Source organism: Micrococcus sp. 116, assembly GCF_902506395.1.
In the GTDB taxonomy this organism is placed as follows: domain Bacteria; phylum Actinomycetota; class Actinomycetes; order Actinomycetales; family Micrococcaceae; genus Micrococcus; species Micrococcus luteus.
Map to the genome: position 1 here is coordinate 1 of NZ_LR732370.1, position 24,296 is coordinate 24,296.

Annotated in this window: 18 protein-coding genes and 3 tRNA genes; 8 read left to right on the top strand and 13 right to left on the bottom strand. The window is 73.9% G+C overall.

The window, feature by feature from the left end; genetic code table 11:
• From CITRIK5_RS00005 to CITRIK5_RS00020, 4 genes are all read right to left on the bottom strand, one after another.
• Positions 1 to 711: DNA-formamidopyrimidine glycosylase family protein (locus CITRIK5_RS00005; protein ID WP_159832827.1), on the bottom strand; the 711-nt coding region annotated here is incomplete at its 3' end.
• Positions 712 to 725: 14 nt separating this feature from the next.
• Entirely contained in the window at positions 726 to 1,238 is a 513-nt protein-coding gene (locus CITRIK5_RS00010; protein WP_061867523.1) for a VOC family protein, read from the bottom strand.
• 137 nt (positions 1,239 to 1,375) lie between these two features.
• Positions 1,376 to 6,430 carry an ATP-dependent helicase gene (locus CITRIK5_RS00015; RefSeq protein ID WP_159832829.1) on the bottom strand — a complete coding sequence of 1,685 codons (5,055 nt, stop codon included), beginning with the start codon at positions 6,428 to 6,430 and terminating at the stop codon, positions 1,376 to 1,378.
• Positions 6,427 to 6,885: a 23S rRNA (pseudouridine(1915)-N(3))-methyltransferase RlmH gene (locus tag CITRIK5_RS00020; RefSeq protein WP_174232859.1), complete on the bottom strand. Its 459-nt coding sequence runs from the start codon at positions 6,883 to 6,885 to the stop codon at positions 6,427 to 6,429. Before CITRIK5_RS00020 ends, CITRIK5_RS00015 begins: the two co-directional genes overlap by 4 nt.
• A 105-nt stretch (positions 6,886 to 6,990) precedes the next feature.
• Here CITRIK5_RS00020 and CITRIK5_RS00025 point away from each other — a divergent pair, with 105 nt between their 5' ends.
• Positions 6,991 to 8,079, top strand: coding sequence for an alpha/beta hydrolase (locus tag CITRIK5_RS00025; RefSeq protein ID WP_159832831.1), 1,089 nt, complete (start codon positions 6,991 to 6,993; stop codon positions 8,077 to 8,079).
• A 66-nt stretch (positions 8,080 to 8,145) separates the two neighbouring features.
• Here the strand turns inward: CITRIK5_RS00025 and CITRIK5_RS00030 are convergent.
• Together CITRIK5_RS00030 and CITRIK5_RS00035 are read right to left on the bottom strand one after the other, a co-directional pair.
• Positions 8,146 to 8,236: transfer RNA gene (locus tag CITRIK5_RS00030), tRNA-Ser, on the bottom strand.
• Positions 8,237 to 8,304: 68 nt separating this feature from the next.
• Complete coding sequence (locus CITRIK5_RS00035; protein ID WP_036383689.1) at positions 8,305 to 8,811, bottom strand: nucleoside deaminase; 507 nt, start codon at positions 8,809 to 8,811, stop codon at positions 8,305 to 8,307.
• Positions 8,812 to 8,894: 83 nt separating this feature from the next.
• Here CITRIK5_RS00035 and upp point away from each other — a divergent pair, with 83 nt between their 5' ends.
• The 3 genes from upp to CITRIK5_RS00050 all read left to right on the top strand — a co-directional run bounded on the left by upp (position 8,895) and on the right by CITRIK5_RS00050 (position 11,388).
• Positions 8,895 to 9,530 carry a uracil phosphoribosyltransferase gene (gene upp / locus CITRIK5_RS00040; RefSeq protein WP_010079486.1) on the top strand — a complete coding sequence of 212 codons (636 nt, stop codon included), beginning with the start codon at positions 8,895 to 8,897 and terminating at the stop codon, positions 9,528 to 9,530.
• Positions 9,531 to 10,004: 474 nt separating this feature from the next.
• Positions 10,005 to 10,793, top strand: a complete 789-nt coding sequence (locus tag CITRIK5_RS00045; RefSeq protein WP_036316068.1) for a winged helix-turn-helix domain-containing protein — start codon at positions 10,005 to 10,007, stop codon at positions 10,791 to 10,793.
• Positions 10,794 to 10,863: 70 nt separating this feature from the next.
• Positions 10,864 to 11,388 carry a histidine phosphatase family protein gene (locus CITRIK5_RS00050; protein ID WP_002854135.1) on the top strand — a complete coding sequence of 175 codons (525 nt, stop codon included), beginning with the start codon at positions 10,864 to 10,866 and terminating at the stop codon, positions 11,386 to 11,388.
• Positions 11,389 to 11,467: 79 nt separating this feature from the next.
• Here CITRIK5_RS00050 and CITRIK5_RS00055 read toward each other — a convergent pair.
• A tRNA-Arg gene (locus CITRIK5_RS00055) sits at positions 11,468 to 11,541 on the bottom strand.
• 244 nt (positions 11,542 to 11,785) lie between these two features.
• Here CITRIK5_RS00055 and CITRIK5_RS00060 point away from each other — a divergent pair.
• Positions 11,786 to 13,630, top strand: coding sequence for a phosphoenolpyruvate carboxykinase (GTP) (locus CITRIK5_RS00060; RefSeq protein ID WP_123244172.1), 1,845 nt, complete (start codon positions 11,786 to 11,788; stop codon positions 13,628 to 13,630).
• Between the two features lie 68 nt (positions 13,631 to 13,698).
• On the opposite strand, the gene CITRIK5_RS00065 is transcribed toward CITRIK5_RS00060, so the two are convergent.
• Both CITRIK5_RS00065 and CITRIK5_RS00070 read right to left on the bottom strand, forming a co-directional pair.
• Positions 13,699 to 14,889, bottom strand: coding sequence for a globin domain-containing protein (locus CITRIK5_RS00065; RefSeq protein WP_041102857.1), 1,191 nt, complete (start codon positions 14,887 to 14,889; stop codon positions 13,699 to 13,701).
• A 95-nt stretch (positions 14,890 to 14,984) separates the two neighbouring features.
• Positions 14,985 to 15,443 carry an Rrf2 family transcriptional regulator gene (locus tag CITRIK5_RS00070; RefSeq protein WP_041102859.1) on the bottom strand — a complete coding sequence of 153 codons (459 nt, stop codon included), beginning with the start codon at positions 15,441 to 15,443 and terminating at the stop codon, positions 14,985 to 14,987.
• A gap of 71 nt (positions 15,444 to 15,514) precedes the next feature.
• Here CITRIK5_RS00070 and CITRIK5_RS00075 point away from each other — a divergent pair, with 71 nt between their 5' ends.
• Positions 15,515 to 17,710: a RecQ family ATP-dependent DNA helicase gene (locus CITRIK5_RS00075; RefSeq protein WP_159832833.1), complete on the top strand. Its 2,196-nt coding sequence runs from the start codon at positions 15,515 to 15,517 to the stop codon at positions 17,708 to 17,710.
• A 10-nt stretch (positions 17,711 to 17,720) separates the two neighbouring features.
• Here CITRIK5_RS00075 and CITRIK5_RS00080 read toward each other — a convergent pair whose 3' ends face one another.
• On the bottom strand, positions 17,721 to 19,196 hold the full coding sequence (locus tag CITRIK5_RS00080) for a phosphomannomutase/phosphoglucomutase (RefSeq protein WP_061873256.1): 1,476 nt from the start codon (positions 19,194 to 19,196) through the stop codon (positions 17,721 to 17,723).
• A gap of 141 nt (positions 19,197 to 19,337) precedes the next feature.
• On the opposite strand from CITRIK5_RS00080, the gene CITRIK5_RS00085 reads away from it, so the two are divergent.
• Entirely contained in the window at positions 19,338 to 20,489 is a 1,152-nt protein-coding gene (locus tag CITRIK5_RS00085; protein ID WP_255354996.1) for an MFS transporter, read from the top strand.
• A 45-nt stretch (positions 20,490 to 20,534) separates the two neighbouring features.
• Here the strand turns inward: CITRIK5_RS00085 and CITRIK5_RS00090 are convergent, their stop codons facing one another.
• Entirely contained in the window at positions 20,535 to 21,872 is a 1,338-nt protein-coding gene (locus CITRIK5_RS00090; RefSeq protein WP_159832835.1) for a hypothetical protein, read from the bottom strand.
• A gap of 196 nt (positions 21,873 to 22,068) precedes the next feature.
• On the opposite strand from CITRIK5_RS00090, the gene CITRIK5_RS00095 reads away from it, so the two are divergent.
• Entirely contained in the window at positions 22,069 to 22,905 is an 837-nt protein-coding gene (locus tag CITRIK5_RS00095) for a hypothetical protein (protein ID WP_061867512.1), read from the top strand.
• A gap of 79 nt (positions 22,906 to 22,984) precedes the next feature.
• Here the strand turns inward: CITRIK5_RS00095 and CITRIK5_RS00100 are convergent.
• Both CITRIK5_RS00100 and CITRIK5_RS00105 read right to left on the bottom strand, forming a co-directional pair.
• Positions 22,985 to 23,073, bottom strand: a tRNA-Ser gene (locus CITRIK5_RS00100).
• A gap of 196 nt (positions 23,074 to 23,269) precedes the next feature.
• Entirely contained in the window at positions 23,270 to 24,148 is an 879-nt protein-coding gene (locus tag CITRIK5_RS00105; RefSeq protein WP_061867511.1) for a PRC and DUF2382 domain-containing protein, read from the bottom strand.
• Between the last annotated feature and the right edge of the window lie 148 nt (positions 24,149 to 24,296).

A 24,296-nucleotide genomic window follows, 5' to 3' on the forward strand; every position in this document is an offset into this window, starting at 1 on the left:
CGCCCGGGACCTGCTGCGCGCCAACGTCCCGCCCGCGGCGGGGGCGGCGGGCGGGGCGTTGGCGCGCAGCAGGTCCCGGGCGAGCAGCACGAGTCCGGCGACGTCCTCGACCTCGCCGATCGGCCGGTGCGGGTCGATGCCGGCCAGCAGGAGGGTCTCGCAGCGGTAGATGTTGCCGATCCCGGAGACGAGCCGCTGGTCGAGCAGGGCCAGGCCGACCGGCCGCTCGGGCCGGGCCGTGAGCCGCCGCATGCCCTCGGCGAGCAGCGCGGCGCCGTCGTCGGGCGTGTCCCAGGCCGGGTCCAGCAGGTCGGGGCCGAGGTGGCCGAGGACGGCGGCCTCGTCGGCGGTGGGCACGAGGGTGAGCAGGCCCAGCTGGGCGCCGAGCACGCGGTGCTCCGCCGTCTCCAGCACCGCCCGCACCTGCCAGGCGGGGGCACCCCACCGCGCGTCGAGGGCGGAGACGAGCCAGCGCCCCTCCATCTTCAGGTGCGAGATCAGGGTGAGCGGCCGGGCCCCGGGGCGGGCCGCGGGCGGGGTCAGCCGCATCAGCAGGTACTTGGCGCGCGGCAGGACCTCGGCCACCGTCCAGCCGGTCAGGTCCGCGGTGGCGTGGCGGGGCACGCGCAGATCCGCGTGCGTCAGGGGCCGGCCCTCGAGCACGGGGCGGAGCCGATGCGCGACGCGGACGAGGGAGTCGCCTTCAGGCACGGGCCGTCACCGGCTCAGGCCGCGTTGAGCTGCCAGGTCACGCCGAAGCGGTCCCCGACCCACGCGAAGCGGCGGGAGAAGCCGTAGTCGTCGGGCGGCATGCAGTCACGGCCACCGCCGGCGAGGAGCGCGTCGTGGACCGCGTCCACCGCGGTGGCGTCCGGCAGCTCGACGAACAGGCTGATGGCCGGGGTGAATGTGAACCCGTGCGGGGTGAAGGAGTCGAAGAAGCGCAGCCGCTGGCCGGCGATCTCGAGCTCGCCGTGCAGGACCTTGCCCGCCCATTCGGCGCCGCGCGGGGAGGAGTCGTCGAAGAGGTCCCGGCGGACCTCGGTGACCGGCAGGTGCTCCACGAACGCGGTGAGGTAGGCGTCCATGGCCGCACCGGCGTCACCCTCGAACAGGAGGAACGGGGTGACGGAGGGGTCTGAGGGATGCGGCAGGGAGTCCTCGAGGGCCTCGGGGGCGGGGGACGTGCCCGTGGGGGCGGTGCCCACGTCCTCGGGCGGGGCGGCGTCGATGCTCATGGGCCGAACCTACCCCCGGGCCCCGCCTCCGCGACAGGGCCACCCCGGGCAACGCGGGTTGGGTTGTCGCGGGTGTTCGACGGCGGGACCCGTGACAACTCAACCCGCGTTGCGGACGGACAGACGGACACGAGTTCTCAGTTCCGGAACCGGATGCCCGATGGGCTCGAGTAGAACCCCGCGGCCAGCAGCGCCTCGGCCAGCGGCGTGCCGAGCACGGGCCCGCCGTTGACCTTCTCCAGGCTCAGCCGCTCGGTGCGGCCGGTGCGCAGCGCCCACACGAGCGCCTCCGCCGCGGCCCGCAGCTCGCCCGGATCCTCCGTGAACGCGAGCAGCGTGCGCCCGCCGCGCTCCATGTAGAGGGCCAGCCGCCCCGCGATCAGCACGACGACGGCGCCCGCCTTCCGGCCCGGGCGGTGGCCCGTGGGCACGACGCCGTCCGGCCCGGCCGGCACGGACGGCCAGTCCAGCGCGGCGCCGTAGGGGTTCGCCGGATCCGTCGCGGCCAGGGCGAGGGCGAGCGGGGCGGCGTCGACGGCGGCGTCCTCCTCGTCCCGCTGGAACCCGCGCAGCCGATCCACCACCGCGCCGGTGGAGAACTGCGCGCCGCCCAGCCCGTCGACGAAGTGGCCGCGGCGCACCTGGCCCGCGTCCTCCATTCGGGTGAGCAGCCGGTACTGCCCCGCGAACCCGCCGGGGACCTCCTCGGCCACCACGGAGCCGCGCGTGATCACGCCGTACCGGTCCAGCAGCAGCTCGGCGGTGGCGTGGGCGCGGATCGTGGGGTCCTGCTCGGCGGCGGGCAGCAGGGACCAGCGGCCGGCCGAGCGGGCCTGCTCGGCGGCCGAGAGCCCGACGGTCCCCGCCGTGAGACCGGCCGAGCCCCGGGCGCCGCCCTCGGGCGAGGCGAGCCCCGCGTACCGGCCACGCCCGCGCACCCCGGCCAGCCGTCCGCCGAGCCCGCGCCCGGCCGCCGCCCCCGCGGCCCCGCCCGTCCGCGCGGTGCGGGCCCGCGGCGTCTGCCGCCCGGTGCGGTGCGCGGTCTTGCCGAGCGAGAGCAGGCCGCGGACGGGGGCGAACGTGTCGTTGCCGACCCGGCCGTCCCACACCAGGCCCCACAGCGCGCCCAGCACCGCGGGGCCGCGGGCCAGGTCGGCCGGGTCGCGGTGCGGGTCGGGCCCGCCCGCCCCGCCTGCGCCACCCGCGTCGCCGTCGTCGCCCGCCGCCTGCGCCGCCCGCACCCGCTCCACGAGCTGCGGGAAGAACCAGGCCCCACCGCCGGCGAGCACCTCCAGCACGGCCGCGCGCAGGGCGGCGTCGGCCGGCGTCGCCTCGGCGGGCTCGGGCAGGCGCAGCGTGAGGTCCACGGCGTCGGCGGGGTGCAGGGCCACCCAGCCGTCGTTGCCGGCGGCCTCCCCGACGCCCGACCACACGTACTCGCCCGTGGCCAGCAGCTCGTCGAGCAGGGCGGGGGCGTAGTCCCGCACACGGGCGGGCAGCACGAGGGACTCCCACGCGCTCGCGGGCAGGGGCGTGCCGGCCAGCTGGTCCAGGACGGTGGCCACCCCGTCCACGCCCTCGAGCGTGGCCGGCGGCCGCCAGGCCCCGTCGCGCCCCGTCCGCGGCCGCAGGTGCTGCCAGTCGGCGAGGAACCGGGCGTACGCGGCCTGGTCCACCGGCTCGACCTCGGCGCGCAGCGCGGCGAGGGAGCGCATGCGGATCCGCCGCAGCACCTCGGCGTCGCACCACTCGGCGTCCAGGCCGGCGGCCCCGGGGGTGCCCTCCGGCCGGAACGCGCCCGTGCTCACGCGGCGCTCGGTGGCCAGACGCTGCAGCACCGAGAGCACGACGGCGCCGCCCAGTCCCAGCGCGGCCCCCGCCTCGGCGGCGGTGAAGGGGCCGTGGGTGCGGGCGTAGCGGCCCACGAGGTCCCCGAGCGGGTCGTCGACCGGGTCGAGGAATGCGGTGGGCACTCCGTGCGGGATCGGCGTGCCGAGCGCGTCCCGCAGGCGGGCGGCGTCCTCGACGGCGGCGAACCGCTCGACCCCGTCCTGGCGCAGGCGGAACGCGCGGCCGGCGCGCTCGAGCTCCGCCAGCATGCCGGCGACGGCGGCCTCGTCCGCGGCCTCCTCCGTCTCCCCTTCGGCCCGGGTGCGCCGCGCGGCCTCCGCCGCGGACAGCGGGCCCAGCAGGCGCAGCAGGTCCGCCACGCCCTCGACCCCGCGGGCGCGCCGGTCGGGCGCGAGCCGCTGCAGCTGGGCCTCGACCTCCGCGATGACCCCGGCGTCCAGCAGCTCGCGCAGCTCCTCCGTGCCCAGCAGCTCGGACAGCAGTGCCGGGTCGAGGGAGAGCGCGGCGGCGCGGCGCTCGGCCAGCGGGGAGTCGCCCTCGTAGATGAACTGGGCGATGTAGCCGAACAGGATGGACTGGCTGAACGGCGAGGGCGCCGTCGTCGTGACCTCCACGAGCCGGACGGCCCGCGAGGACACCCGCCCCGCGAGCTCCTTGAGCGCCGGGAGGTCGTAGACGTCCTGGAGCACCTCGCGCACGGTCTCCAGGATCACGGGGAACCGCGGGTGCTTCCGCGCCACGTCCAGCAGCTGCGCGGACCGCTGCCGCTGCTGCCACAGGGGGGTCCGCCGCCCGGGGTCACGGCGCGGCAGCAGCAGGGACCGGGCCGCGTTCTCCCGGAACCGGGCCGCGAACAGCGCGGACCCGCCGACTTCCGCCGTGACGATCTCGTCCAGCTCCTCGGCCGTGAACTCGAACAGTTCCGCGCCCGGCGGCTCCGCGTCCATCAGCGGGATGCGCAGCACGATCCCGTCGTCGGCCGCCATCGCCGCGCCCGAGCCGGTCTCCAGCCCGTACCGCTGCGCCAGCCGCGCCCCCACCGCGAGCGCCCACGGGGCGTGCACCGCCATGCCGTAGGGGGAGTGCAGCACCACGCGCCAGTCGCCGAGCTCGTCCGTGAACCGCTCCACCACGAGCGTCTGCTCGGTGGGCAGCACCCCGGTGGCCTCGCGCTGGTCCTTCAGGTAGGCCAGCAGGTTGTCCTGCGCCCACGGGTCCAGGCCCGCGGCGGCCAGGCGGGTGCGGCCGGCCTCGGGGTCCGCGTCCAGCTCGCGGCGGAAGCGCCCGACGGCGTCGCCCAGCTCCGCCGGCCGGCCCGCGGCGTCGCCCCGCCAGAACGGGAGCTTGCCGGGCTGCCCGTAGGCGGGCAGCACCAGGACGCGGTCCGCGGTGATGTCCACGATGCGCCAGCTCGTGGCGCCCAGCAGGATGACGTCCCCCACGCGGGACTCGTAGACCATCTCCTCGTCGAGCTCGCCGACCCGGCGCCCGCCGGAGCGGGCCGAGCCCGCGGACGCGGAGCCCGCCGACTCGGCCGTGTCCCCGGCCGCCGCGCCGCCGGGGGTGCCGTCCGCGCCGCCGTCGGAGGCCAGGAACACCCCGAACAGGCCGCGGTCCGGGATGGTGCCGCCCGAGGTGACCGCGAGGCGCTGGGCGCCGGGGCGGGCGGCGAGCGTGCCGTTCTCCCGGTCCCACAGGATGCGCGGGCGCAGCTCGGCGAACTCGTCCGAGGGGTAGCGGCCGGCCAGCAGGTCGAGCACGGACTCGTAGGCGGAGAACGGCAGCGTGGCGAACGGCGCGGACCGGCGCACGAGGTCGAACCACTCCTGCGCGTCCAGGTCCGCGACGGCGACGGCGGCCACGGTCTGCTGGGCGAGGATGTCCAGCGGGTTGGCGGGGATCCGCAGCGACTCGATGCGCCCGGCCGTCATGCGCTCGGCCACGACGGCGGTGTCCACGAGGTCGCCCCGGTGCTTGGGGAAGAACACGCCGCGGGAGACCTCACCCACCTGGTGGCCGGCGCGGCCCACGCGTTGCAGACCGGAGGCTACCGAGGGCGGCGACTCGACCTGGATCACCTGGTCCACCGCGCCCATGTCGATGCCCAGCTCGAGCGAGCTCGTGGCCACGACGCAGCGGATCTGGCCGGTCTTCAGCGCCTCCTCGACGATGGCGCGCTGCTCCTTGGACACGGAGCCGTGGTGGGCGCGGGCGAAGTCGGAGACGGTGCCCGATCCGGTGCCGGTCTGCCCGGCCACCTGGGCGGGGCCGTGGAAGCCGGTCGGGTCCGGTGTGCGGAAGCCGGGGACGGCGTCCGGGTGCTCGGCCGCGGCGGCCGCCTCGGCGCGGGCCTCCCAGATCTCGTTGAGCCGACCGGTGAGGCGCTCGGCCAGGCGCCGGGAGTTGGCGAACACGAGCGTGGAACGCCGCTCGGCCACCAGGTCCACGATCCGCTCCTCGACGTGCGGCCAGATGGACCCGCCCGTCACCGCGCCCTCGTCGCCGAGCCCGCCCGTCGAGGAGCCGGGCCCCAGGTCGTGGGCTGCGGCGGGGGAGGAGAGGTCCGTCAGGTCCGGCACCGGCACCGTGACCGTCAGGTCCCAGCGCTTGGCCGAGGCGGGCCGCACCACCGTCACCGGCTGCGTGCCGCCGAGGAACCGGGCCACCTCGGCGGCCGGCTCGACCGTGGCGGACAGGCCGATCCGCTGCACCGGCGTGTCCAGCAGGGCGTCCAGGCGCTCGAGGGAGACGGCCAGGTGGGCGCCGCGCTTGGTCCCGGCCACGGCGTGCACCTCGTCCACGATCACCGTGCGGACCCCGGCCAGCGCCGCTCGGGCCTGCGAGGTGAGCATGAGGTACAGCGACTCGGGCGTGGTGATGAGGATGTCCGGCGGATCCTGCTGCAGGCGCCGTCGCTCGGCCGCCGGGGTGTCTCCGGAGCGCACACCCACCCGGACGCGCGGCACGGGCCTGCCCTGGTGTGCGGCGGTCTGTGTGATGCCCACCAGCGGGGCCCGCAGGTTCCGCTCCACGTCCACGCCGAGCGCCTTCAGCGGCGAGACGTAGAGGACGCGGGTGGCCGCCGTCCCCTCGGCGGCGGGCTCGCGCACGAACGAGTCGAGCGCCCAGAGGAAGGAGGAGAGGGTCTTGCCTGAGCCGGTCGGCGCGATCACCAGTGCGTGCCGCCCGGAGGAGATCGCGTCCCACGCGCCGAGCTGGGCCGGCGTCGGGGCCTCGAACGCGCCCGTGAACCAGGCGCGCGTGGGCTCGGTGAACCGGCCCAGGACGACGTCGGCCGCGGGCGTGGCCGTGCCCGCTGCGGTCTCCGCGGGCCCGCTCATGCGTGGTGGTACGGTCGGCCGGCGGAGATCTCCTGGGCTCGGTAGACCTGCTCCGCCAGGATCAGCCGCACGAGCTGGTGCGGGAAGACGAGCGGGGACAGGGACCAGACGCGGTCCGCGCGGGCGTGGACCCGGGCGTCCACCCCGTACGCGCCTCCGATCACCATCGTCACCGGGGCGCCGACGTCGAACCGGCTCTGCAGGTGCCGCGCCAGACCCGGCGAGTCGAACGCCGTCCCCCGCTCGTCCAGCAGGATCAGGTGCTCGTCCGCGCCGACCGCGCCCAGGATCCGGTCCGACTCCTCCGTGCGCGCCGCCTCCTCCTGCCGCGCGGAGTGCGGCAGCAGACGCCACGAGAGGTCGTAGGGCTTCTTGAGGCGCCGCTCGTAGCGGTCGATCCCGTCGACGACCCACGCCTCATGCTTCTTGCCGATGGCCAGCACCCGAACAGACATGGCCCCATGATCGCACCGGCCGCGGACACGGTACGGGGGTCGGCCCCCGCCGCTCGGTTACGCTCGCCGGGGCGGGGTGCCTGGCTCCGCACCGGAAGGGGGCCCATGACGTCGACCGCACGGTCCCCGCGGGTGTCCCGCCGCGCCGCGCTCGGCCTCGGGGTCGGCGCCCTCGCGGTGGGCGGGGTGGCCGTCGTCACCGACCTGGCCGGCGCGCCCGCCGGGCCGCTGGGCGCCAACGCGACGGCCCTGTACGGCATGCGCAGCTCCACCGGGCACACGTACGCGGCCCTGCCCGGGCGCGCCGGACGCATCGACGTGTACCGGCCGCCGGGCCAGGGCCCGTTCCCGGTCCTCGTGTGGAACGCGGGCTCCGGCTGGCGCAGCGATCGCGGCTACAGCGACGGTGTCGACGTCGCCCGCGGCCTGGTCCCGCACGGCTACGCCGTCGCCGCGTTCTCGGTGCGCAGCTCCAAGCAGGGCACGTTCCCCGCCCAGGTGGAGGACGCGACGGCGGCGGTCCGCTGGGTGCGGCGCAACGCCCCGGGCCTGCAGCTGGACGCGGGGCGGGTGGCCGTGGCCGGCTCGTCGTCGGGCGGCTGGAACGCCCTCATGGCCGGCCTCACGGGCGGACAGGACCTGGACCGGGAGCAGGTGCCGCCGCCCGGCCGGGAGGTGCCCGACGGCGGCCACGCGGTCCCGGAGGAGGACCGCGTCCAGGCGATCGTGGACTTCTTCGGGCCCACGGACTTCCTGACGATGAACCGCCAGATGCTCCCGGGCGCGTGCGCGGACTACAACCGCGCGAACCGGCTGGAGCACTGTCGCCTCGACGACCGCAGCACCAAGTCGGACATGCTGGGGGTGCCGGTCCTGGCCTCGGGCGGCCTGACCCGGCTGGCCTCCCCGATCGCGCACGTGCGCTCGGACTCGCCGCCCCTGCTGGTCGTCCACGGGCGCAAGGACGTCACGGTGCCGTGGGGGCAGAGCCTCGAGCTGTACCGGGCCGCCGAGGCCGCCGGACTGCGCACCGCGTTCTACTCGGTGGCCGAGGGTGGCCACGACCTGGGCATGATGACCGCGAAGACCCGCAGCGCGGAGGTGCTCCGCAGCGGTGTGCCGGCCAGCGCCGTGCACGCCACCATCTCGTGGTCCGCGGTGGCCTCGTTCCTGGACGCCGTCCTGCCGCGCTGAGGCGGCGGCCGGACCTGCCCCGGCATGGCGAAAGCCCGGGAGCACGAGGCTCCCGGGCTTCACATCTGGCGGTGACGGTGGGATTTGAACCCACGGTACGGGGTTACCGTACACAGCATTTCGAGTGCTGCACCTTCGGCCGCTCGGACACGTCACCAGACCAGGACACCCTACCCGAGCCGTGGCGGCGCGCCCAAACCGGCCGCCCGCCGTCGTCGGGCGCGTTCAGTCGCGCTGTGCCGCGAAGAACCCCCGCAGCAGCGCCGCGCTCTCCTCGGCGCGGACGCCGGCGCGGACCTGCACCCGGTGGTTGAAGCGGGGGTCGCGGACCACATCCAGCACCGAGCCGCACGCGCCCGCCTTCGGGTCCCACGCCCCGAACACGACGCGCGGGATGCGGGCCAGCAGCAGCGCGCCGGCGCACATGGGGCAGGGCTCGAGGGTCACCACGAGGGTGCAGTCCGTCAGGCGCCAGCCGTCGCCCGCCCCGGCGGCGGCCCGCAGCTCCGCCCCGCGGCGCAGCGCGAGGACCTCGGCGTGGGCGGTGGGGTCGTGGTGCTGCTCGCGCTCGTTCCCGACGACGGCCAGGACGGTCCCGTCGCCGGCCACGAGCGCGGCGCCGATCGGCACGTCGCCGGCCGCCCCGGCCGCGCGGGCGGCCCGGAGGGCCAGGCCCATCCACGCGTGCTCCTGCTCGGCCGTGGGCGCGGGGGAGGGGACGGGGGCGGACACGCGGCCAGCCTAGCGGCGGTGTCGGCGCCCCCGCGGGCACGGGGACGGGCGGAGAGGCGCGCGTGGGCGGTACCGTGGGCGCCATGCGCGTCCACATCGTCGACCACCCGCTCGTGGCCCACAAGCTCAGCGTCCTGCGGGACAAGAAGACCCCGTCCATGATCTTCCGGCAGCTCACGGAGGAGCTTGTGATGCTGCTCGCTTACGAGGCGACGCGCGACGTGGCCATGGAGGAGGTGCGGATCGAGACCCCGGTGACCGAGACCACCGGCTTCCGGCTGGCCCGCCCGCGTCCGCTGGTCGTGCCGATCCTGCGCGCGGGGCTCGGGATGCTGGAGGGGATGACCAAGATGGCGCCGTCCGCCGAGGTCGGGTTCCTCGGCATGGCCCGCAATGAGGAGACGCTGGACATCGTCACCTACGCGGAGCGGCTGCCCGCCGACCTGTCCGGGCGTCACGTGTTCGTCCTGGACCCCATGCTGGCCACGGGAGGCACGCTGATCGAGGCCATCCGCTTCCTCTACCAGCGCGGCGCGGCGCGGGTCACGTGCCTCTGCCTGCTCGGAGCGCCCGAGGGCATCGAGCGGTTGGAGGCCTCGCTGGGCGACGTCGAGGTGGACCTGTACCTGGCCGCCGTCGACGAGCGCCTGGACGAGCGGTCCTACATCGTCCCCGGCCTCGGTGACGCCGGCGACCGGCTCTACGGCCTGGCGGAATGACCTGATCGGACCTCCGCGTCCGCCGCGAGACGACCACGGTCCCCGCCCCCACCGGGCGGGGACCGTGGTCGTCTCACGGGAGCGTCTCCGGCGGGGACGTCAAGCGGAGCCGCGAATGTGTCGTCCATTTAGTGGACGTCATGGCCCGCTGTGACCCGTCATCATCGCGTCATATGGAATGCCTGGAAGTCGCCTGCATAAATATTCCGCATACTCGTTCGTCCTGCGGCGCGCCCTGCCCTGTTGAACAATGAAAGAGTCACGCGGGCGAGCCGACCGGTCGCGCGACGCTATTCCGATCCGCGAATAGTGATGTTGAGCACATTCAGGACTCTTTTTCTCAAATAGTGAGACAAAAGTGCGAACGTTACTTGCCAGCCCCCTCGGCGAAGTCACATTCTTGTCATGTGACGCCTCGTCCGCCGCGCCGACCGAGCGGTGGAGGGGCCATGAGCCGAAAGAGGAGTGGTGGCCATGGGTCAGTCCGCCGGATACGTGCACATCTCCGTCCGCAACGCGCAGCGCCGGGCCGACGGCATGTCCCGCCGAGGCCAGGCCCGCGCAGGCCTGCGCCTGGCCGGTGGCACCGACGCCCCCGACTCCCAGACGGCCCCGACGCCGGTCCTCGCGCCGAACGGCATCCCGGGTCCCCAGGCGGTGGCCCGGGAGAACGAGGCCCGCGGGTTCGTCATCTACGTGGGCATGGACGAGCTGGCCGCCTCGGCCGCCGGCACCTCCCTCACGCGGCTGGCCAACGAGCTGCGCCACTACGTGGAGTCCCTCGTCCCCGGGGCGGAGTCGCACGCCGCCGTCGCCCTGGCCCCCGCCGGCGCGGAGGGCCGCGACATCGAGGTCGTGCGCCAGGTGCTCGGCGACCCGACCGTGCAGGGCGGCACCCGTCCCGACCTGGCGCAGGCGCCGGCCCCCGTGTCCACGCGCCAGCCCGGTGTGCTGATCGACCTGTCCCGGCGCGAGGTGCAGCTGGACGGCGAGTCCCTGAACCTCACCTTCAAGGAGTTCGAGCTCCTGAACTACCTCGTGGAGAACGGGGAGCGCACCGTCGGCCGCGAGGAGCTGCTCGACGCCCTGTGGCGCAACGCCGACGAGGTGCCCAACGAGCGCACCATCGACGTGCACATCCGCCGACTGCGCGCCAAGCTCGGCCGCCTCGCGAACACCGTGCGCACCGTGCGCGGCCAGGGCTACCGCTTCTACCGCCACCCCGAGGTGGTCGTGTGGGCGGCGCCGGAGTACAGCATCTGACCCGCGCCCGCCCGTGTCCGACGACGGCCCCCGCTCACCCGAGCGGGGGCCGTCGCCGTAGCCTGGCCGCATGAGCACCGCCGACGCGAAGACCCTGATCGTCCTCCGGCACGCCAAGGCCGGCTGGCCCGACGCGGCCGACGACCATGCCCGCCCGCTCGCCGAGCGAGGCCACGCCCAGGCGCCCGCCGCCGGCGACTGGCTCCGCGAGCACGACCTCGTCCCGGACGCCGTCGTGTGCTCCGATGCGCTGCGCACCCGTCAGACGTGCGTGTGGGTGTGCGAGCGCCTGGGCGAGCTGGCACCCACGCCCTACCTGGACCCGCGGCTCTACGGCGCCGACGCGGCGCGGGCCCTGGCCGTCGTCAACGAGACGGAGGAGACCACGCGACGGCTGCTGGTGGTGGGCCACATGCCGTGGGTGCAGGAGCTGGGCATGCGGCTGATGAGCCTGGACTCGGACCAGGACGCGGCGCTGCGCATGAGCGAGCACTACCCGACGCTCGGGATGCAGGTGTTCCGGGTGGAGAAGCCGTGGGCCGAGCTCGACGGCCGCGACGCCGCCCTGACGCACTTCGTGGTTCCGGGGCGCTGACCTCCGCGGCGGCGCGCGTGGCAGAGGCACGCCGACACGACGAAGGCCCCGCTCCAGCAGGAGCGGGGCCTTCTGATCGTGCGCCCAAAGGGATTCGAACCCCTGACCTTCTGTTCCGTAGACAGACGCTCTATCCAGCTGAGCTATGGGCGCATCATCCGATCCGCCGGAGCGGCTCGAACTCGTAGAACATTACAGGACCTCTCCGGCGGAGTGCAAATCGACGGTCTGCGGCGGCCTGTGTCGGGGGTGTGGCGGGGGCGCGGCCATGATAGCCGGGCTCGGGTACCATGGCAGGACCGTGCGGCCACAACGATGTGGTGCGCGCTTCGGCGGTGCACGCATCGGAGTGGACGGGACGGAACGGCCCCGGACCCCAATGGGAGGACTCTCCACCATGGCTGACAACGCCACCACCTCGTTCGCGGATCGCGCCCTGGCGGACGCGCCCACGGACTACGCCCAGCTGCGCGAGTGGGTCGCTCAGATCGCAGAGCTGACGCAGCCGGACTCCGTCCAGTGGGTCGACGGCTCCGAGGAGGAGCGCGACCGCCTCGCGGACGAGCTCGTGGCGGCGGGCACCCTGACCCGCCTGGCCGAGGACAAGTTCCCCCACTCCTTCGCCGCGTTCTCCGATCCCGCCGACGTCGCCCGCGTGGAGGACCGCACCTTCATCTGCTCCGAGAAGGAAGAGGACGCCGGCTTCACCAACAACTGGATGGACCCGGCGAAGATGCACGGCATCCTCGACGACGCGTTCACCGGCGCCATGCGTGGCCGCACCATGTACGTGATCCCGTTCGTGATGGGCCACCTCGACGCCGAGGACCCGAAGTACGGCGTGGAGATCACCGACTCCGCCTACGTGGTCCTGTCGATGCGCATCATGGCCCGCATCGGCCAGGACGTGCTGGACAAGATGTCCCGCGAGCAGGCCTTCTACGTGCCGGCCGTGCACTCCGTGGGCGCCCCGCTGGAGCCGGGCGATCAGGACGTGCCGTGGCCGTGCAACGAGACCAAGTGGATCGTGCACTTCCCCGAGGAGCGCTCCATCTGGTCCTTCGGCTCCGGCTACGGCGGCAACGCCCTGCTCGGCAAGAAGTGCTACGCGCTGCGCATCGCCTCCGTGATGGCCCGGGACGAGGCCTGGCTCGCCGAGCACATGCTGATCCTCAAGCTGACCAACCCCGAGGGCCGGTCCTACCACATCACCGGCGCCTTCCCGTCGGCCTGCGGCAAGACCAACCTCGCCCTCATCGACCCCACGATCGAGGGCTGGAAGGCCGAGACCCTGGGCGACGACATCACCTGGATCCGCGCCGGCAAGGACGGCGAGTTCCGCGTGATCAACCCGGAGACCGGCTACTTCGGCGTCGCCCCCGGCACCGGCTGGTCCACCAACCCGAACGCCATGCGCGCGATCTCCAAGGGCAACTCCATCTTCACCAACGTCGCCCTCACCGACGACGGCGGCGTGTGGTGGGAGGGCATGACGGACGAGGTCCCCGAGCACCTCACCGACTGGCGCGGCAACGACTGGACGCCCGAGTCCGGCACCCCGGCCGCTCACCCGAACTCCCGGTTCTGCACGCCCATCGAGCAGACGGACATGCTGGCCGACGAGTACCGCGACCCGCGGGGCGTGAAGCTGGACGCCATCCTGTTCGGCGGCCGCCGCAAGACCACCGTGCCGCTGGTCACCGAGGCCTTCGACTGGGAGGACGGCATCCTCAAGGGCGCCACCCTCTCCTCGGAGACCACCGCGGCCGCCGCCGGCGCCGTGGGCGTCGTGCGCCGCGACCCGATGGCCATGCTGCCGTTCCTCGGCTACGACGCCGGCGACTACCTGGCCCATTGGGTCAGGGAGTCCGGCAAGGCCGACCCGGAGAAGCTGCCGCGCATCTACCTGGTCAACTGGTTCCGCCGCAACCGCGACGGCGGCTTCGCCTGGCCCGGCTTCGGCGAGAACTCCCGCGTCCTGAAGTGGGTCGTGGAGCGCCTCGAGGGCAAGGCCGAGGCCGAGGAGACCCCGATCGGCCTCGTGCCGGCCGCGGGCTCGCTCGACCTGTCCGGCCTCGAGGTGTCGGCCGAGGACCTCGAGGACGCCCTCAAGGTCGACGCCGCGGAATGGGCCGAGGAGAACGAGCTCATCGAGGAGTGGCTCGGCCGGTTCGGCGAGTCCCTGCCGCAGGCCATCCGCGACCGCTTCGAGGCGCAGAAGCAGCGCTTCGCGCAGGCCTGAGCCCCGCCGCACGCGGAACGGCCCGCACCCCGTGAGGGGTGCGGGCCGTTCCGCGTTCCGGGGCCGGATCAGGCGGCGAGCCAGAGGTCCGGGCCGAAGATCTCGTAGCGGATGGACGTCGCGGGCACGCCGGCGTCGATCAGCTTCGAGCGGGTGGACTGCATGAACGCGAGCGGGCCGCACAGGATGTAGTGCCCGTCGCGGGGCAGTTCGACGTCGTCGAAGTGCATCACACCCTCGACGGTCGTGACGCCCTCGGGGTCCTGCTCCGGCCGCACCCCGAGGAAGAGGCGGGCGTCGCCGTGCGGCAACGCCGCCAGGGACTCCGTCACCTGTTCGCGCAGGGCCACCGCCTCCCAGGACGCGTCGCCGTGGAAGAAGAGGACCTGGCGGTCCGAGCCCTGCTGGGCGAGCGCGTCCAAGATCGCGGCGGCCGGGGTGATGCCGATGCCGGCGGTCGCCAGGACCAGGGGAGCGGTGGAGTCCTCGTCCTCGAGGGTGATGTCGCCGTAGGGGTTGGACAGCTCGATGACGTCGCCGACCTCCACGTTCTGGATGAGCATGGGCGAGACCTCGCCGCCCTCGTCCAGCTTCACGGTGATGACACGTTCGGTGGTGGACTCGGCCTTCTCGGAGAGGGAGTACTGGCGGCACTGGCGCAGGCCGTCCTCTACCTTCAGGCGCACGGACACGTAGCCGCCGGCCCTGCCGCGGGACTGCGGGGTGTCGTCGGCCGGCTCGAAGCGGAAGGTGACGGCCGCGTTGCCGGTGGGCTCCTTCGCGACGACCCTCCAGTCCGTCCACATCCTGTCGTTGGCCTGCTGGGAGTAGAGGCCCTTCTCGATCTTGATGAGGGCGTCGGCCATGAGCCAGTAGACCTCGGTCCAGGCGTCGGCCACCGCGGGGGTGACGGCGTCGCCGAGCACCTCGCCGATGGCCCAGAAGAGGTTCTCGTAGACGATCGGGTACTGCTCCTCGACGATGCCGAGGGCGGTGTGCTTGTGGGCGATGCGGGACAGGACGGCCTCGGGCAGGGTGCCCGGGTTCTCGAGCAGGTGCACCGCGAACTTCACGATCGAGCCGGCGAGGGCCTGGGCCTGCTCGCCGTTGCGCTGGTTGGCGCGGGAGAAGACGCCGTCGAGGAGCTCGGGGTGGGCCTCGAACATGTGGGCGTAGAACAGGGGCGTGATCTCCGGCATGTGCTCGGCGACGACGGCGGCGGTGGCCTCGATGACGGGGTGGGACTTCTCGGACAGCACGGGGGTCTCCGTCTCTTCGGTGGCGAATCTTGCGCTGGTTTTGCCAGATTACACCCGGCCGTCGCCGTCGGGAACTCGCCCCCCGGCCCGTTCCCTCAGTGCGTCACGGGGATCTCCGGCAGGCCCAGCAGCACGGGTCCGCCGACAGGCCCGGCGCTCACCAGATCCCGGATCCGCACGGTGTCGAGTTCGGCGAGGAAGGCCTCGCGTGCGCGGTGCAGGGCGCCGCGCAGGCGGCAGTCGCCGGCGTAGGGGCACGCCACCCCGGAGTCGCGCCCGGCGCAGTCGATCACCTCGTCGCGGCTGCTCAGCGAGCGCACGAGCTCGCCCACACGCTGGTCCAGACCGGCCGCGGCGATCATGGCCCCGCCGTGCCGACCGCGCAGCACCTCGATGGTCCCGCGGCGACGCAGCTCGGCGACCGCCTTGATCACGTGGTTGTAGGGCACCTGGATCCGGTCCGCGATCTGCTGGCTGGTGAGCCGTTCCCCCTCGGCGGCCGCGAGCGTCATCAGCACACGCAGGCAGACGTCGGTGTAGGCGCTCAGCTTCATCCCGCCATCATCCCACCGGTGCACGGCGCCGCCGCGCCTGCGGTGTCCGGGCCGGTTGGCATACTGACGCCATGGACGCCACCTCGCACCCCGACGCCGGCCCCCGCCTCCCCGAGACCTCCGTGCCGGGGGGCGACGCCGCGCTGCACGAGGAGGCCCTGGCCGTCCTGCGTCGGCTCGTGGACCGGCCGGACGCGCGATTCAAGGACGGGCAGTTCGAGGCGATCGAGGCGCTCGTGGCCCACCGCCGCCGCGCCCTGGTGGTGCAGCGCACCGGCTGGGGCAAGTCCGCCGTGTACTTCGTGGCCTCCCTCCTGCTGCGCGCCCGCGGCGCGGGGCCCACGCTGATCGTCTCCCCGCTGCTCGCGCTCATGCGGGACCAGGTCGCGGCCGCCGCCCGGGCGGGCGTGCGCGCGGTGTCCGTGAGCTCGGCGAACGCCACGGAGTGGGACGAGGTCCGGGCCCGGCTCGCGGCGGACGAGGTGGACGTGCTGCTGATCTCGCCCGAGCGCCTCACGAACCCCCGGTTCCGGGACGAGCAGCTGCCGGACCTCGTGGCGCGCATGGGCCTGCTCGTGGTGGACGAGGCCCACTGCATCTCCGACTGGGGCCACGACTTCCGGCCGGACTACCGCCGCATCCGGGACCTGATCGGGCTGCTTCCCGCCGAGGGGCCGCGCGCGGTGCCCGTGCTGGCCACCACCGCCACGGCCAACGCCCGTGTGGTGGCGGACGTGGTGGAGCAGCTCGGCGTCGCCTCCGAGCAGGACGTGTTCGTGCTCCGCGGCCCCCTGGCCCGCGCCTCGCTGCGCCTGGGCGTGCTGCGCATGCCCAGCCCGGCCGCGCGCCTGGCCTGGCTCCTCGACCACCTCGCGGACCTGCCGGGCTCCGGGATCGTCTACGCCCTCACGGTCTCCGCCGCCGAGGACACGGCGCGCGCCCTGCGCGAGGCGGGGCACGAGGTGGTCGCCTACACGGGCCGCACGGACCCGGAGCGGCGCGCCGAGATCGAGGAGGACCTCAAGGCCAACCGGGTGAAGGCCGTCGTGGCCACCTCGGCGCTCGGCATGGGCTTCGACAAGCCGGACCTGACGTTCGTGGTGCACTTCGGCGCGCCGGGCTCGCCCGTGGCGTACTACCAGCAGGTCGGCCGTGCCGGCCGCGGGACGGACCACGCGGACGTGCTCCTGCTGCCCGGGCCCGAGGACCGTCGCATCTGGGAGTACTTCGCCACCGCCTCCATGCCGGACGAGGAGCAGGCGCGCGCCGTGCTGGGGGCGCTCGCGGACCACGGCGGGGCCCTCTCCGTGGCGGCGCTCGAGCCGGCCGTGCGGATCAAGCGCACCACCCTGGAGCTGCTGCTCAAGGTCCTCGCCGTGGACGGGGCGGTCGAGCGGGTGGGCGGCGGCTGGCGCGCCACCGGGCGGGAGTGGACGTACGACGCCGAGCGGTACGCCCGCGTGGCCGAGGCGCGCCGGGCCGAGGAGCGGCTCATGCTCGACTACCAGACCACGGACCGGTGCCGCATGGAGTTCCTGGCCCGCACCCTGGACGACCCCACCGCCGCGCCGTGCGGCCGCTGTGACGTCTGCGCCGGCCCCTGGTACCCGACGGGATCGGACGGGGCGGCGGGGGAGCGCGCGGAGGCCGCCCTGCGCCGCACCGGCGTGCCGATCGAGCCCCGTCGCATGTGGCCCTCGGGCATGGACCGGCTGGGCGTGCCCGTGAAGGGGCGCATCGCGCCCGAGTCACAGGCCGAGGAGGGTCGCGCGCTCGCCCGCCTGACGGACCTCGGGTGGGGCACCGTCCTGCGGGACCTGCTGGACCGGGAGGACGCCCCGGTGCCGGAGGAGGTCCTGCGGGGCGCCGTCGACGTCCTGGCCGGCTGGGGGTGGCGGACGCGGCCGATCGCCGTCGTCGCGATGCCCTCGCGCACCCGCCCGCAGCTGGTGGGGTCGTTCGCCGAGGGGATCGCCCGGATCGGCCGGCTGCCGTTCCTCGGCTCGCTCGAGCACGCGCGCGGCGGCCCCACGGCCGGGCCGGGCGGCAACAGCGCCTACCGGCTCGGGTCCGTGTACGGCCGGTTCGCCGTCCCCGAGGCGATGGCGCAGATGCTGCGCACCGCCCCGGACGCCGGCCGCCACGGCCCCGTGCTGCTGGTCGACGACCTCGTCGACTCGCGGTGGTCGCTCGCCGAGGCTGCGCGGGTGCTGCGCGAGGCCGGCGCCCAGGGGGTGCTGCCGCTCGTCCTGGCCCAGGCCGGATGAGCCGCCGAGGTCAGCGCTCCGCGCGGACGATCGCCAGCACGGCGTCGCGGAGCGCCTCCATGGTGGCGGCCGTGCGGGCCTCGCCGTTGTAGCGCAGGAACGGCTCCGTGTTGGACGGGCGGAGGTTGAACCACCACGTGCCGTCCTGGGCGGCGACCGTGGTGCCGTCCATGCGGGTCACCGTGGTGGCCACCCCGGCGAAGTCCTCGTGCACGGCCTGGCCCTCGCCGACGCCCTCGCCCACGGCGGGGGCGAACTGCGCCACCACCGCGGCCACGGCGGCGTCCTTGTCCGCGACCTGCGAGTTGATCTCTCCGGAGGCCACGTACGGCTCGTACTCCTCGGCCAGCTCGGACAGCGGCTGCTCCTGGCCGCCCAGGGCCGCCAGCACGTGCATGGCCGCGAGCATGCCGGTGTCCGCGTTGAAGAAGTCGCGGAAGTAGTAGTGCGCGGAGTGTTCGCCGCCGAAGACGGCGGACTCGGCGGCCATGACCGCCTTGATGAAGGAGTGGCCCACGCGGGTCTCCACGGCCCGGCCCCCGTCGGCCGCCACGAGCTCGGGGACGGCGCGGGAGGTGATCAGGTTGTGGATGACCACGGGGGTCTGCTCGCCGTCGGCCTTCGCGCGGGCGATCTCGCGGCGGGCCACCAGGGCGGTGACCGCGGAGGGGGAGACCGGGGCGCCCTGCTCGTCGATCACGAAGCAGCGGTCGGCGTCGCCGTCGAAGGCCAGGCCGATGTCCGCGCCGTGCTCCACGACGGCGGCCTGCAGGTCCCGCAGGTTCTCCGGTTCCAGCGGGTTGGCCGGGTGGTTCGGGAAGGTGCCGTCCAGCTCGAAGTAGAGCGGCTCGATCTCCAGCGGCAGGGCGGCCAGCTCGGCGTCGCCGAGGACGGCCGGGGTGGTCTTGCCCGCCATGCCGTTGCCCGCGTCCACCACGACCTTCAGGCGGCGCACCCCCGTCAGGTCCACGAGCGAGCGCAGGTACGCGGCGTAGCCGGGGAGGATGTCCTCCTCCGTCACGGTGCCGGTGGTCTCGGCCGCGGGGATCTCACCGGCGTCGAGGTAGGCCTGGGCCGCGTCGCGGATCTCGAACAGCCCGGTGTCCGAGGAGACCGGCACGGCGCCGGCCTGGGCCATCTTCATGCCGTTGTACTCGGCCGGGTTGTGCGAGGCGGTGAACACCACGCCCGCGGCCTGCTTCACGCCCGCCGCGTAGTAGAGCATGTCCGTGGAGATCAGCCCCAGGGTGACGACGTCGGCGCCGCGGCGCGTGGCACCCTCGGCGAAGGCCGTCATGAACGCGGGCGAGGAGGGGCGCATGTCCCCGCCGACCAGCACGGTCTGACCGGCCAGGCCCAGCACGTCCACGAAGGCCGCGCCCACCGCGCGGACGCTCTCCGCCGTGATGGACTCGCCCACGATGCCGCGGACGTCGTACGCCTTGAAGGAGTCGTGCAGGTCGAGGGAGGGGGTCGAGGTAGTCACCCGACCGATCGTAGTGGACAGCCTGGATACAGTGAGGGCGTGCCCCCGACCACTCCGCCCCCGAGCGCGGGGCCCCCGGCCGTCCCGCCGTCGGGACCCGCGCCGGCCGCTCCCGGGGAGCCCGCGTACCGCAGGCTGCTGATCGGGCTGTTCCTGGCGGGGGTGGCCACGTTCGCCCAGCTCTACTCCCCGCAGGGCCTGCTGCCGCTGGTCAGCGACGACCTGGGCGTCCCCGCGGACCGTGCCGCCCTGCTCGTCTCCGCCAGCACACTCGGCCTCGCCCTGTCGGTGGTGCCGTGGTCCGTGGCCGGGGACCGGTGGGGCCGCCGACGCGCCATGGTGGTCTCGATGGTCTCCGCCAGTGCGTGCGCGCTCACGGGCGTCCTCGCACCCACGTTCGAGGCCATGCTGGGCCTGCGCCTGCTCGAGGGCATGGCGCACGGGGGTGTCGCGGGACTCGCCGTGGCGCTGCTGGCGGAGGAGGTGGTCCCGCACGCGGTCGCGGCGGCCGCCGGCACCTACATCGCCGGCACCACCCTCGGCGGGCTCTCCGGCCGGCTCCTCGCCCTGCCCGTCGCGGAGGCGTCCTCGTGGCGCGGCGGGATGCTGGCCGTCACCGTGGTCGGGGTGCTGTGCACGGTCGGCTTCCTGGCGATCACGCCGCGTGCCCGACGTTTCACGCCGTCGCCCACCTCCCCGGCGACGCTCGTGCGCATCGTGCGCGGTCACCTGCGCTCGCCGGAGCTCGTCGCCGTCTACCTGCAGGGGGCGCTGCTGATGGGCGGGTTCGTGGCGCTGTACAACTTCGTGGGGTACCGCCTGCTCGACCCGCCGTTCTCCTGGACGCCGACGGCGGCCGGCCTCGTCTTCCTCGCCTATCTCGCGGGCACGTGGTCGTCGCCGCGCGCGGGTCGGCTGGCCGCGCGGGTGGGCCGGCTGCCCGTCCTGGCCGGCGCGACGGCGGCCATGGCGGCGGGCGTCGCCCTCACGTCGGTCCCGCATCCGGCGGTGCTGGTGCCCGCCCTCGTGCTCGTGACGGGCGCGTTCTTCGCCGCCCACGCCGTGGCCTCCGCGTGGTCTGGGACGGCCGCCCCCACGGGCCGCGCCCAGTCGACCTCCCTGTACAACTTCGCGTACTACGCCGGCTCGAGCCTCTTCGGCTGGCTGGGCGGCGTGTTCCACGAATCCCATGGGTGGCCGGGGACGGTGCTGATGGTCCTGGCCCTGGTGCTGACCGCCCTGGTGAGCGCCGTCGTCGTGCTGCGCGGACGCGGGACGGCCCCGGCGCGCTGAGCCGGGGCCGTCGTCGGGGCGGATGTCAGTGGGTCGACCCGCCGATCACCAGCCGAGGGCCTCGGCATCCGTGCCGGTGGCGGACCGGGCCTGGTCGCGCCAGGCGGCGAGGACCTCCGGGTCCTGCAGCTCGAGCCACGCGATCATCTGCTGGTAGGTCACGCAGTAGGTGTCCTCCTCGACGCAGACCTCCCGCATGACCTTCTCCACAGCCGGGTTGAACGCGTTGAGACCCCAGTCGTTGAAGTGGTTGCCGAAGACCAGCGGGGCGCGGTTGCCCGCGAACGCCGAGTCGTACATGTAGCGGTAGGTGCGGTACTGGAAGTCGGTGAGTCGGGAGACGTCCTCCGGGATGTCCTTGCCGCCGTTGCCGGAGATCCAGAAGTTGTAGTCCATCGCCATCACGAACGGGCTGGCCGCGTCCTTCTCGGCGAGCACGGGGGACCAGGTCATCGGCATCTCGAACTCCCAGATCCCGTCCTCCTGGTAGGGCCAGGCGACGCCGGAGGCGGCCGCGGCACGCGACGTGTCGTACTCGAGTCCGTTGTCCTTCCACATCGGGACGAGCTGGTCCCACTCCCCGTCGAGGCAGGGCAGGCGTCCGCCCTTGACGTCGTCGGGGGTGACCTCCAGCGCCGGCAGGGAGCTGCCCGGGTTGTAGGCGCCGGGGTCGGAGAGGATGTCCGTGAACGAGCCGTACTCCTGCTTCCATTCGGCCGTGGACCACTGGTCTGCGCCGTACCTCGTGGGCGCGCCCAGGTGACCCGCGTAGTGGGTGCCGATCTCGTGGCCGGCGGCGTGTGCCGTGTTGATGTTCTCGATGCGCTGCGCCACCTCGGCCTCGTCGCCGCCGAACTCCGTGCCCACGTAGCCGGGCTCGTTGCCGGGCGCCGTGTAGTTCTCCCGGTTGGCGGTCTCGATGAGGTTGATCGCGGACTGGAACACCGTGAACTTCGCGTCGGAGTCCGCCGCCGCGTCCAGGAAGGTCTTCCAGCGCGCGTCCTGACGGCCACCGTCGAAGGAGAAGAGGACGAACTGCGGCGGGCGTTCCTCCGCCGTGAAGGCCCGCATCGGCACGTCCTCATGGGAGCGGGCGGCCAGGGGGAGCGCGGGGTCCGCGGCGGCCGACGGCGAGCCCTCACCGGACGACGCCGCATCCGAGGACCGTCCCTGCGACGACGAGGCCTCCGATCCGTCCGCAGATGCGGGCGACGAGACGGCCGCGTCCGTGGCGCCGGAGGACCCGGCCGCCGTCCCCTCGTCCCCCTGCGGGGCGGCACAGCCGGCCAGCACGAGGGCGAGCGCCACCGACGTCCCCCACCAGCGGCGTCGCCGGGGCGAGGGGGTGTCGACGGTGCGGGCGGACGGGCGGGGGAAGGACATGCGGTCTCCTGGCTCGGTCGAGTGGCGGGCGGAGTGTCTCCTCCATGGCCGCCGTGACCAGACACGGAGGACTCCACGTTCCACCGTAGGGGAGGCCCCCCGGTGGCTCTGGAGCCCTGGCAGAACTGTGACCAGGTTGTGATGTGGCGCCGCGGCTGCCGGCATGGCCCTCGCGGGCCACACCTAGACTGGAGGCATGGAATATCTCGTCCCTGTCCTCGCGGTGGTCGTCATCGGCGCCCTCGCGTTCGCCGCCGCCCGGTGGATGTCGGCTGGTCGAGCGCGTCAGGCGGCGGATCAGCGCACGCCGTCCGGTCGCGGGCTGGACATCGGACCGGAGCGGGCGCGTCTGGCGGCGGGGCTGCTGGACGAGGACGCCCATCGGCGCGTGTACGGGCACATCGCCCAGAGCCGTGTGATGGAGGCCGTGCGCGACTACCGCGCCCACACGGGACGCGGCCTGAAGGACGCCGTCATGGACGTGCAGTCCCTCGCCGTGCATCCGCAGGTCTACTCCGAGCCGGTGCAGGAACCGGACGCCACGTCCGCCGGAGTCGCGGGGCCCGTTCCCGACGACCATGGGGAGCCCCACCGGGACGATGCGGCCCCGGCCGAGACCCCCGGGCCGAAGCGGCCCGGACAGGATTCGAGCGGGCGGGGGGAGCCGGACGCCCAGACGCCCGATCGCGAGACCTCTGACGCCGTGGCCGAGGACGACGCCCGGCAGGACGCCGACCACGACTCAGCAGCGCCGCCCGCAGACGAGTTGACGACCCTGACCGTCCCCGCCGAGTGGACCGCCGCCCCCGCCGAGGAGGAGCTCCCCTTCGAGGTCGAGGTGATGCGGGGGACGGAGTCCGTCCGCCTCTCCTCGCAGGACCTGCCGCCGTGGCTCCGCGATCAGCTCTCCGCCATGGTGCGAGACGGCAACCTCGAGTCCGCCGCCGTCCAGCTGTCCAGCCACTCGGAGCTCTCCGTGCCGGAGGCGTACGAGCTGCTGCGCCGCATGCGGGAGCGCCGCGGGGAGGGCTAGTCACCGGTCGGTCGGCACGTCAGGTCCCCGCGGCAGACGCGAAGAGGGCCGGAATCGCGTGGATTCCGGCCCTCTCTCGCGGAGACGGGGGGATTTGAACCCCCGGCCCAACTTTCGTCGAGCCCTTCATTAGCAGTGAAGTCCATTCGGCCGCTCTGGCACGTCTCCTCCGTCCGGCGCGCCTCGCACGGGGCGACGCGCGGTCAGACCGGTCCAGCTTAGCGCGCCAGGCCAGGGCAGGGCAAAGGAACGCCGTGCTCACGGGCGGATCACCATCGCGCACGAGCGGGGCCCCGGATCCATGGATCCGGGGCCCCGGGTGATCTGTCAGCCGTCCGGCCTGAGGCCGACGCGTCCGTTCAGATCAGATGCGGTCCTTGCGGTCGTTGCGGCCGTCGAGGTCGCGATCGGTGGCGTCGCCGTCGACCTTGACGTCCTCGTGGCGGACCTCCTCGGTCACCGTCTCGGTGTCCTGCACCTGGCGCTTGCCCAGGGAGACCTTCTCGGCGTCCACGGTCTTGTCGACGACCGGGGTCTCCTCGTAGGTGGTCACCTCGACGTCGCCGTCGCGGCCGGCGGTGCGGGCCTCGGCGGAGTCGGGGTCGACGGACTCGCGCTCCACCACGACCTCCTCGCGGGTGACGGGCACCTCGACGGTCTCGGTGGTGGTGTAGGCCTGCTTGCGCAGACGGACGCGGCCGGAGGCGCGGCGCTCGGTGCCGACGTTCAGCTGCTCGTCCTTGACGACGACGGAGTCGGCGTCGGTCACGTCGCGGCGGTCACGGTCGGCCACGTCGCGGCGGTCGCCGTCCACGACGGCCTCGTCGCGGCGGTCGGCCACGCCGGCCACGCCCGCGGTGCCGGCCACGCCGGCGGCGCCGGCGTCGGTGCGCACGTCGTCACGACGCACGTCGCCGTCGTGATCCGCGGCGGAGTACTCCATGGAGTAGTACTCGTAGATGCGCTGCTCCTCCTCGGGGGTCAGCGAGCCGTCCGCGTCCACGTTCGGGGCGTCCTTCACGAAGGACTTCTCGAAGGGCACCGTGATGCCGTCGGCGGTGGTCTGGGCCTGCTGCAGCGGCACGAAGGTCTCGCGGGCGCCGAACAGGCCGGTCTTCACCGTGACGAAGGTGGGCTCGTTGGTGACGTCGTCGAGGTAGACCTGACCGACGGAGCCGATCTTGTCGCCGTCGGTGGCGAAGACGGTGGAGTTCTGCAGCTGGTCGAGAGCGTTGCGGTCCATGAGGAATTCTCCTTTTGAATTGGTGTTTTGTTGCCTTACGCTCATTCACAATTCCCCATGGGCCCGAGTGGCGTCAACCATCGGCCCCCCAGATTCCCAATTCCCAGACTTCTCCCAGAATCTCGACGCGATCCGCATGATTCCGCGG

Excerpts from the sequence above, each read along its gene's own strand:
- CITRIK5_RS00010 (WP_061867523.1), bottom strand. The coding sequence starts at position 1,238 with ATGAGCATCGACGCCGCCCCGCCCGAGGACGTGGGCACCGCCCCCACG.
- CITRIK5_RS00015 (WP_159832829.1), bottom strand. The coding sequence starts at position 6,430 with ATGAGCGGGCCCGCGGAGACCGCAGCGGGCACGGCCACGCCCGCGGCC.
- CITRIK5_RS00020 (WP_174232859.1), bottom strand. The coding sequence starts at position 6,885 with ATGTCTGTTCGGGTGCTGGCCATCGGCAAGAAGCATGAGGCGTGGGTC.
- CITRIK5_RS00025 (WP_159832831.1), top strand. The coding sequence starts at position 6,991 with ATGACGTCGACCGCACGGTCCCCGCGGGTGTCCCGCCGCGCCGCGCTC.
- upp (WP_010079486.1), top strand. The coding sequence starts at position 8,895 with ATGCGCGTCCACATCGTCGACCACCCGCTCGTGGCCCACAAGCTCAGC.
- CITRIK5_RS00045 (WP_036316068.1), top strand. The coding sequence starts at position 10,005 with ATGGGTCAGTCCGCCGGATACGTGCACATCTCCGTCCGCAACGCGCAG.
- CITRIK5_RS00050 (WP_002854135.1), top strand. The coding sequence starts at position 10,864 with ATGAGCACCGCCGACGCGAAGACCCTGATCGTCCTCCGGCACGCCAAG.
- CITRIK5_RS00060 (WP_123244172.1), top strand. The coding sequence starts at position 11,786 with ATGGCTGACAACGCCACCACCTCGTTCGCGGATCGCGCCCTGGCGGAC.
- CITRIK5_RS00070 (WP_041102859.1), bottom strand. The coding sequence starts at position 15,443 with ATGAAGCTGAGCGCCTACACCGACGTCTGCCTGCGTGTGCTGATGACG.
- CITRIK5_RS00075 (WP_159832833.1), top strand. The coding sequence starts at position 15,515 with ATGGACGCCACCTCGCACCCCGACGCCGGCCCCCGCCTCCCCGAGACC.
- CITRIK5_RS00090 (WP_159832835.1), bottom strand. The coding sequence starts at position 21,872 with ATGTCCTTCCCCCGCCCGTCCGCCCGCACCGTCGACACCCCCTCGCCC.
- CITRIK5_RS00095 (WP_061867512.1), top strand. The coding sequence starts at position 22,069 with ATGGAATATCTCGTCCCTGTCCTCGCGGTGGTCGTCATCGGCGCCCTC.
- CITRIK5_RS00105 (WP_061867511.1), bottom strand. The coding sequence starts at position 24,148 with ATGGACCGCAACGCTCTCGACCAGCTGCAGAACTCCACCGTCTTCGCC.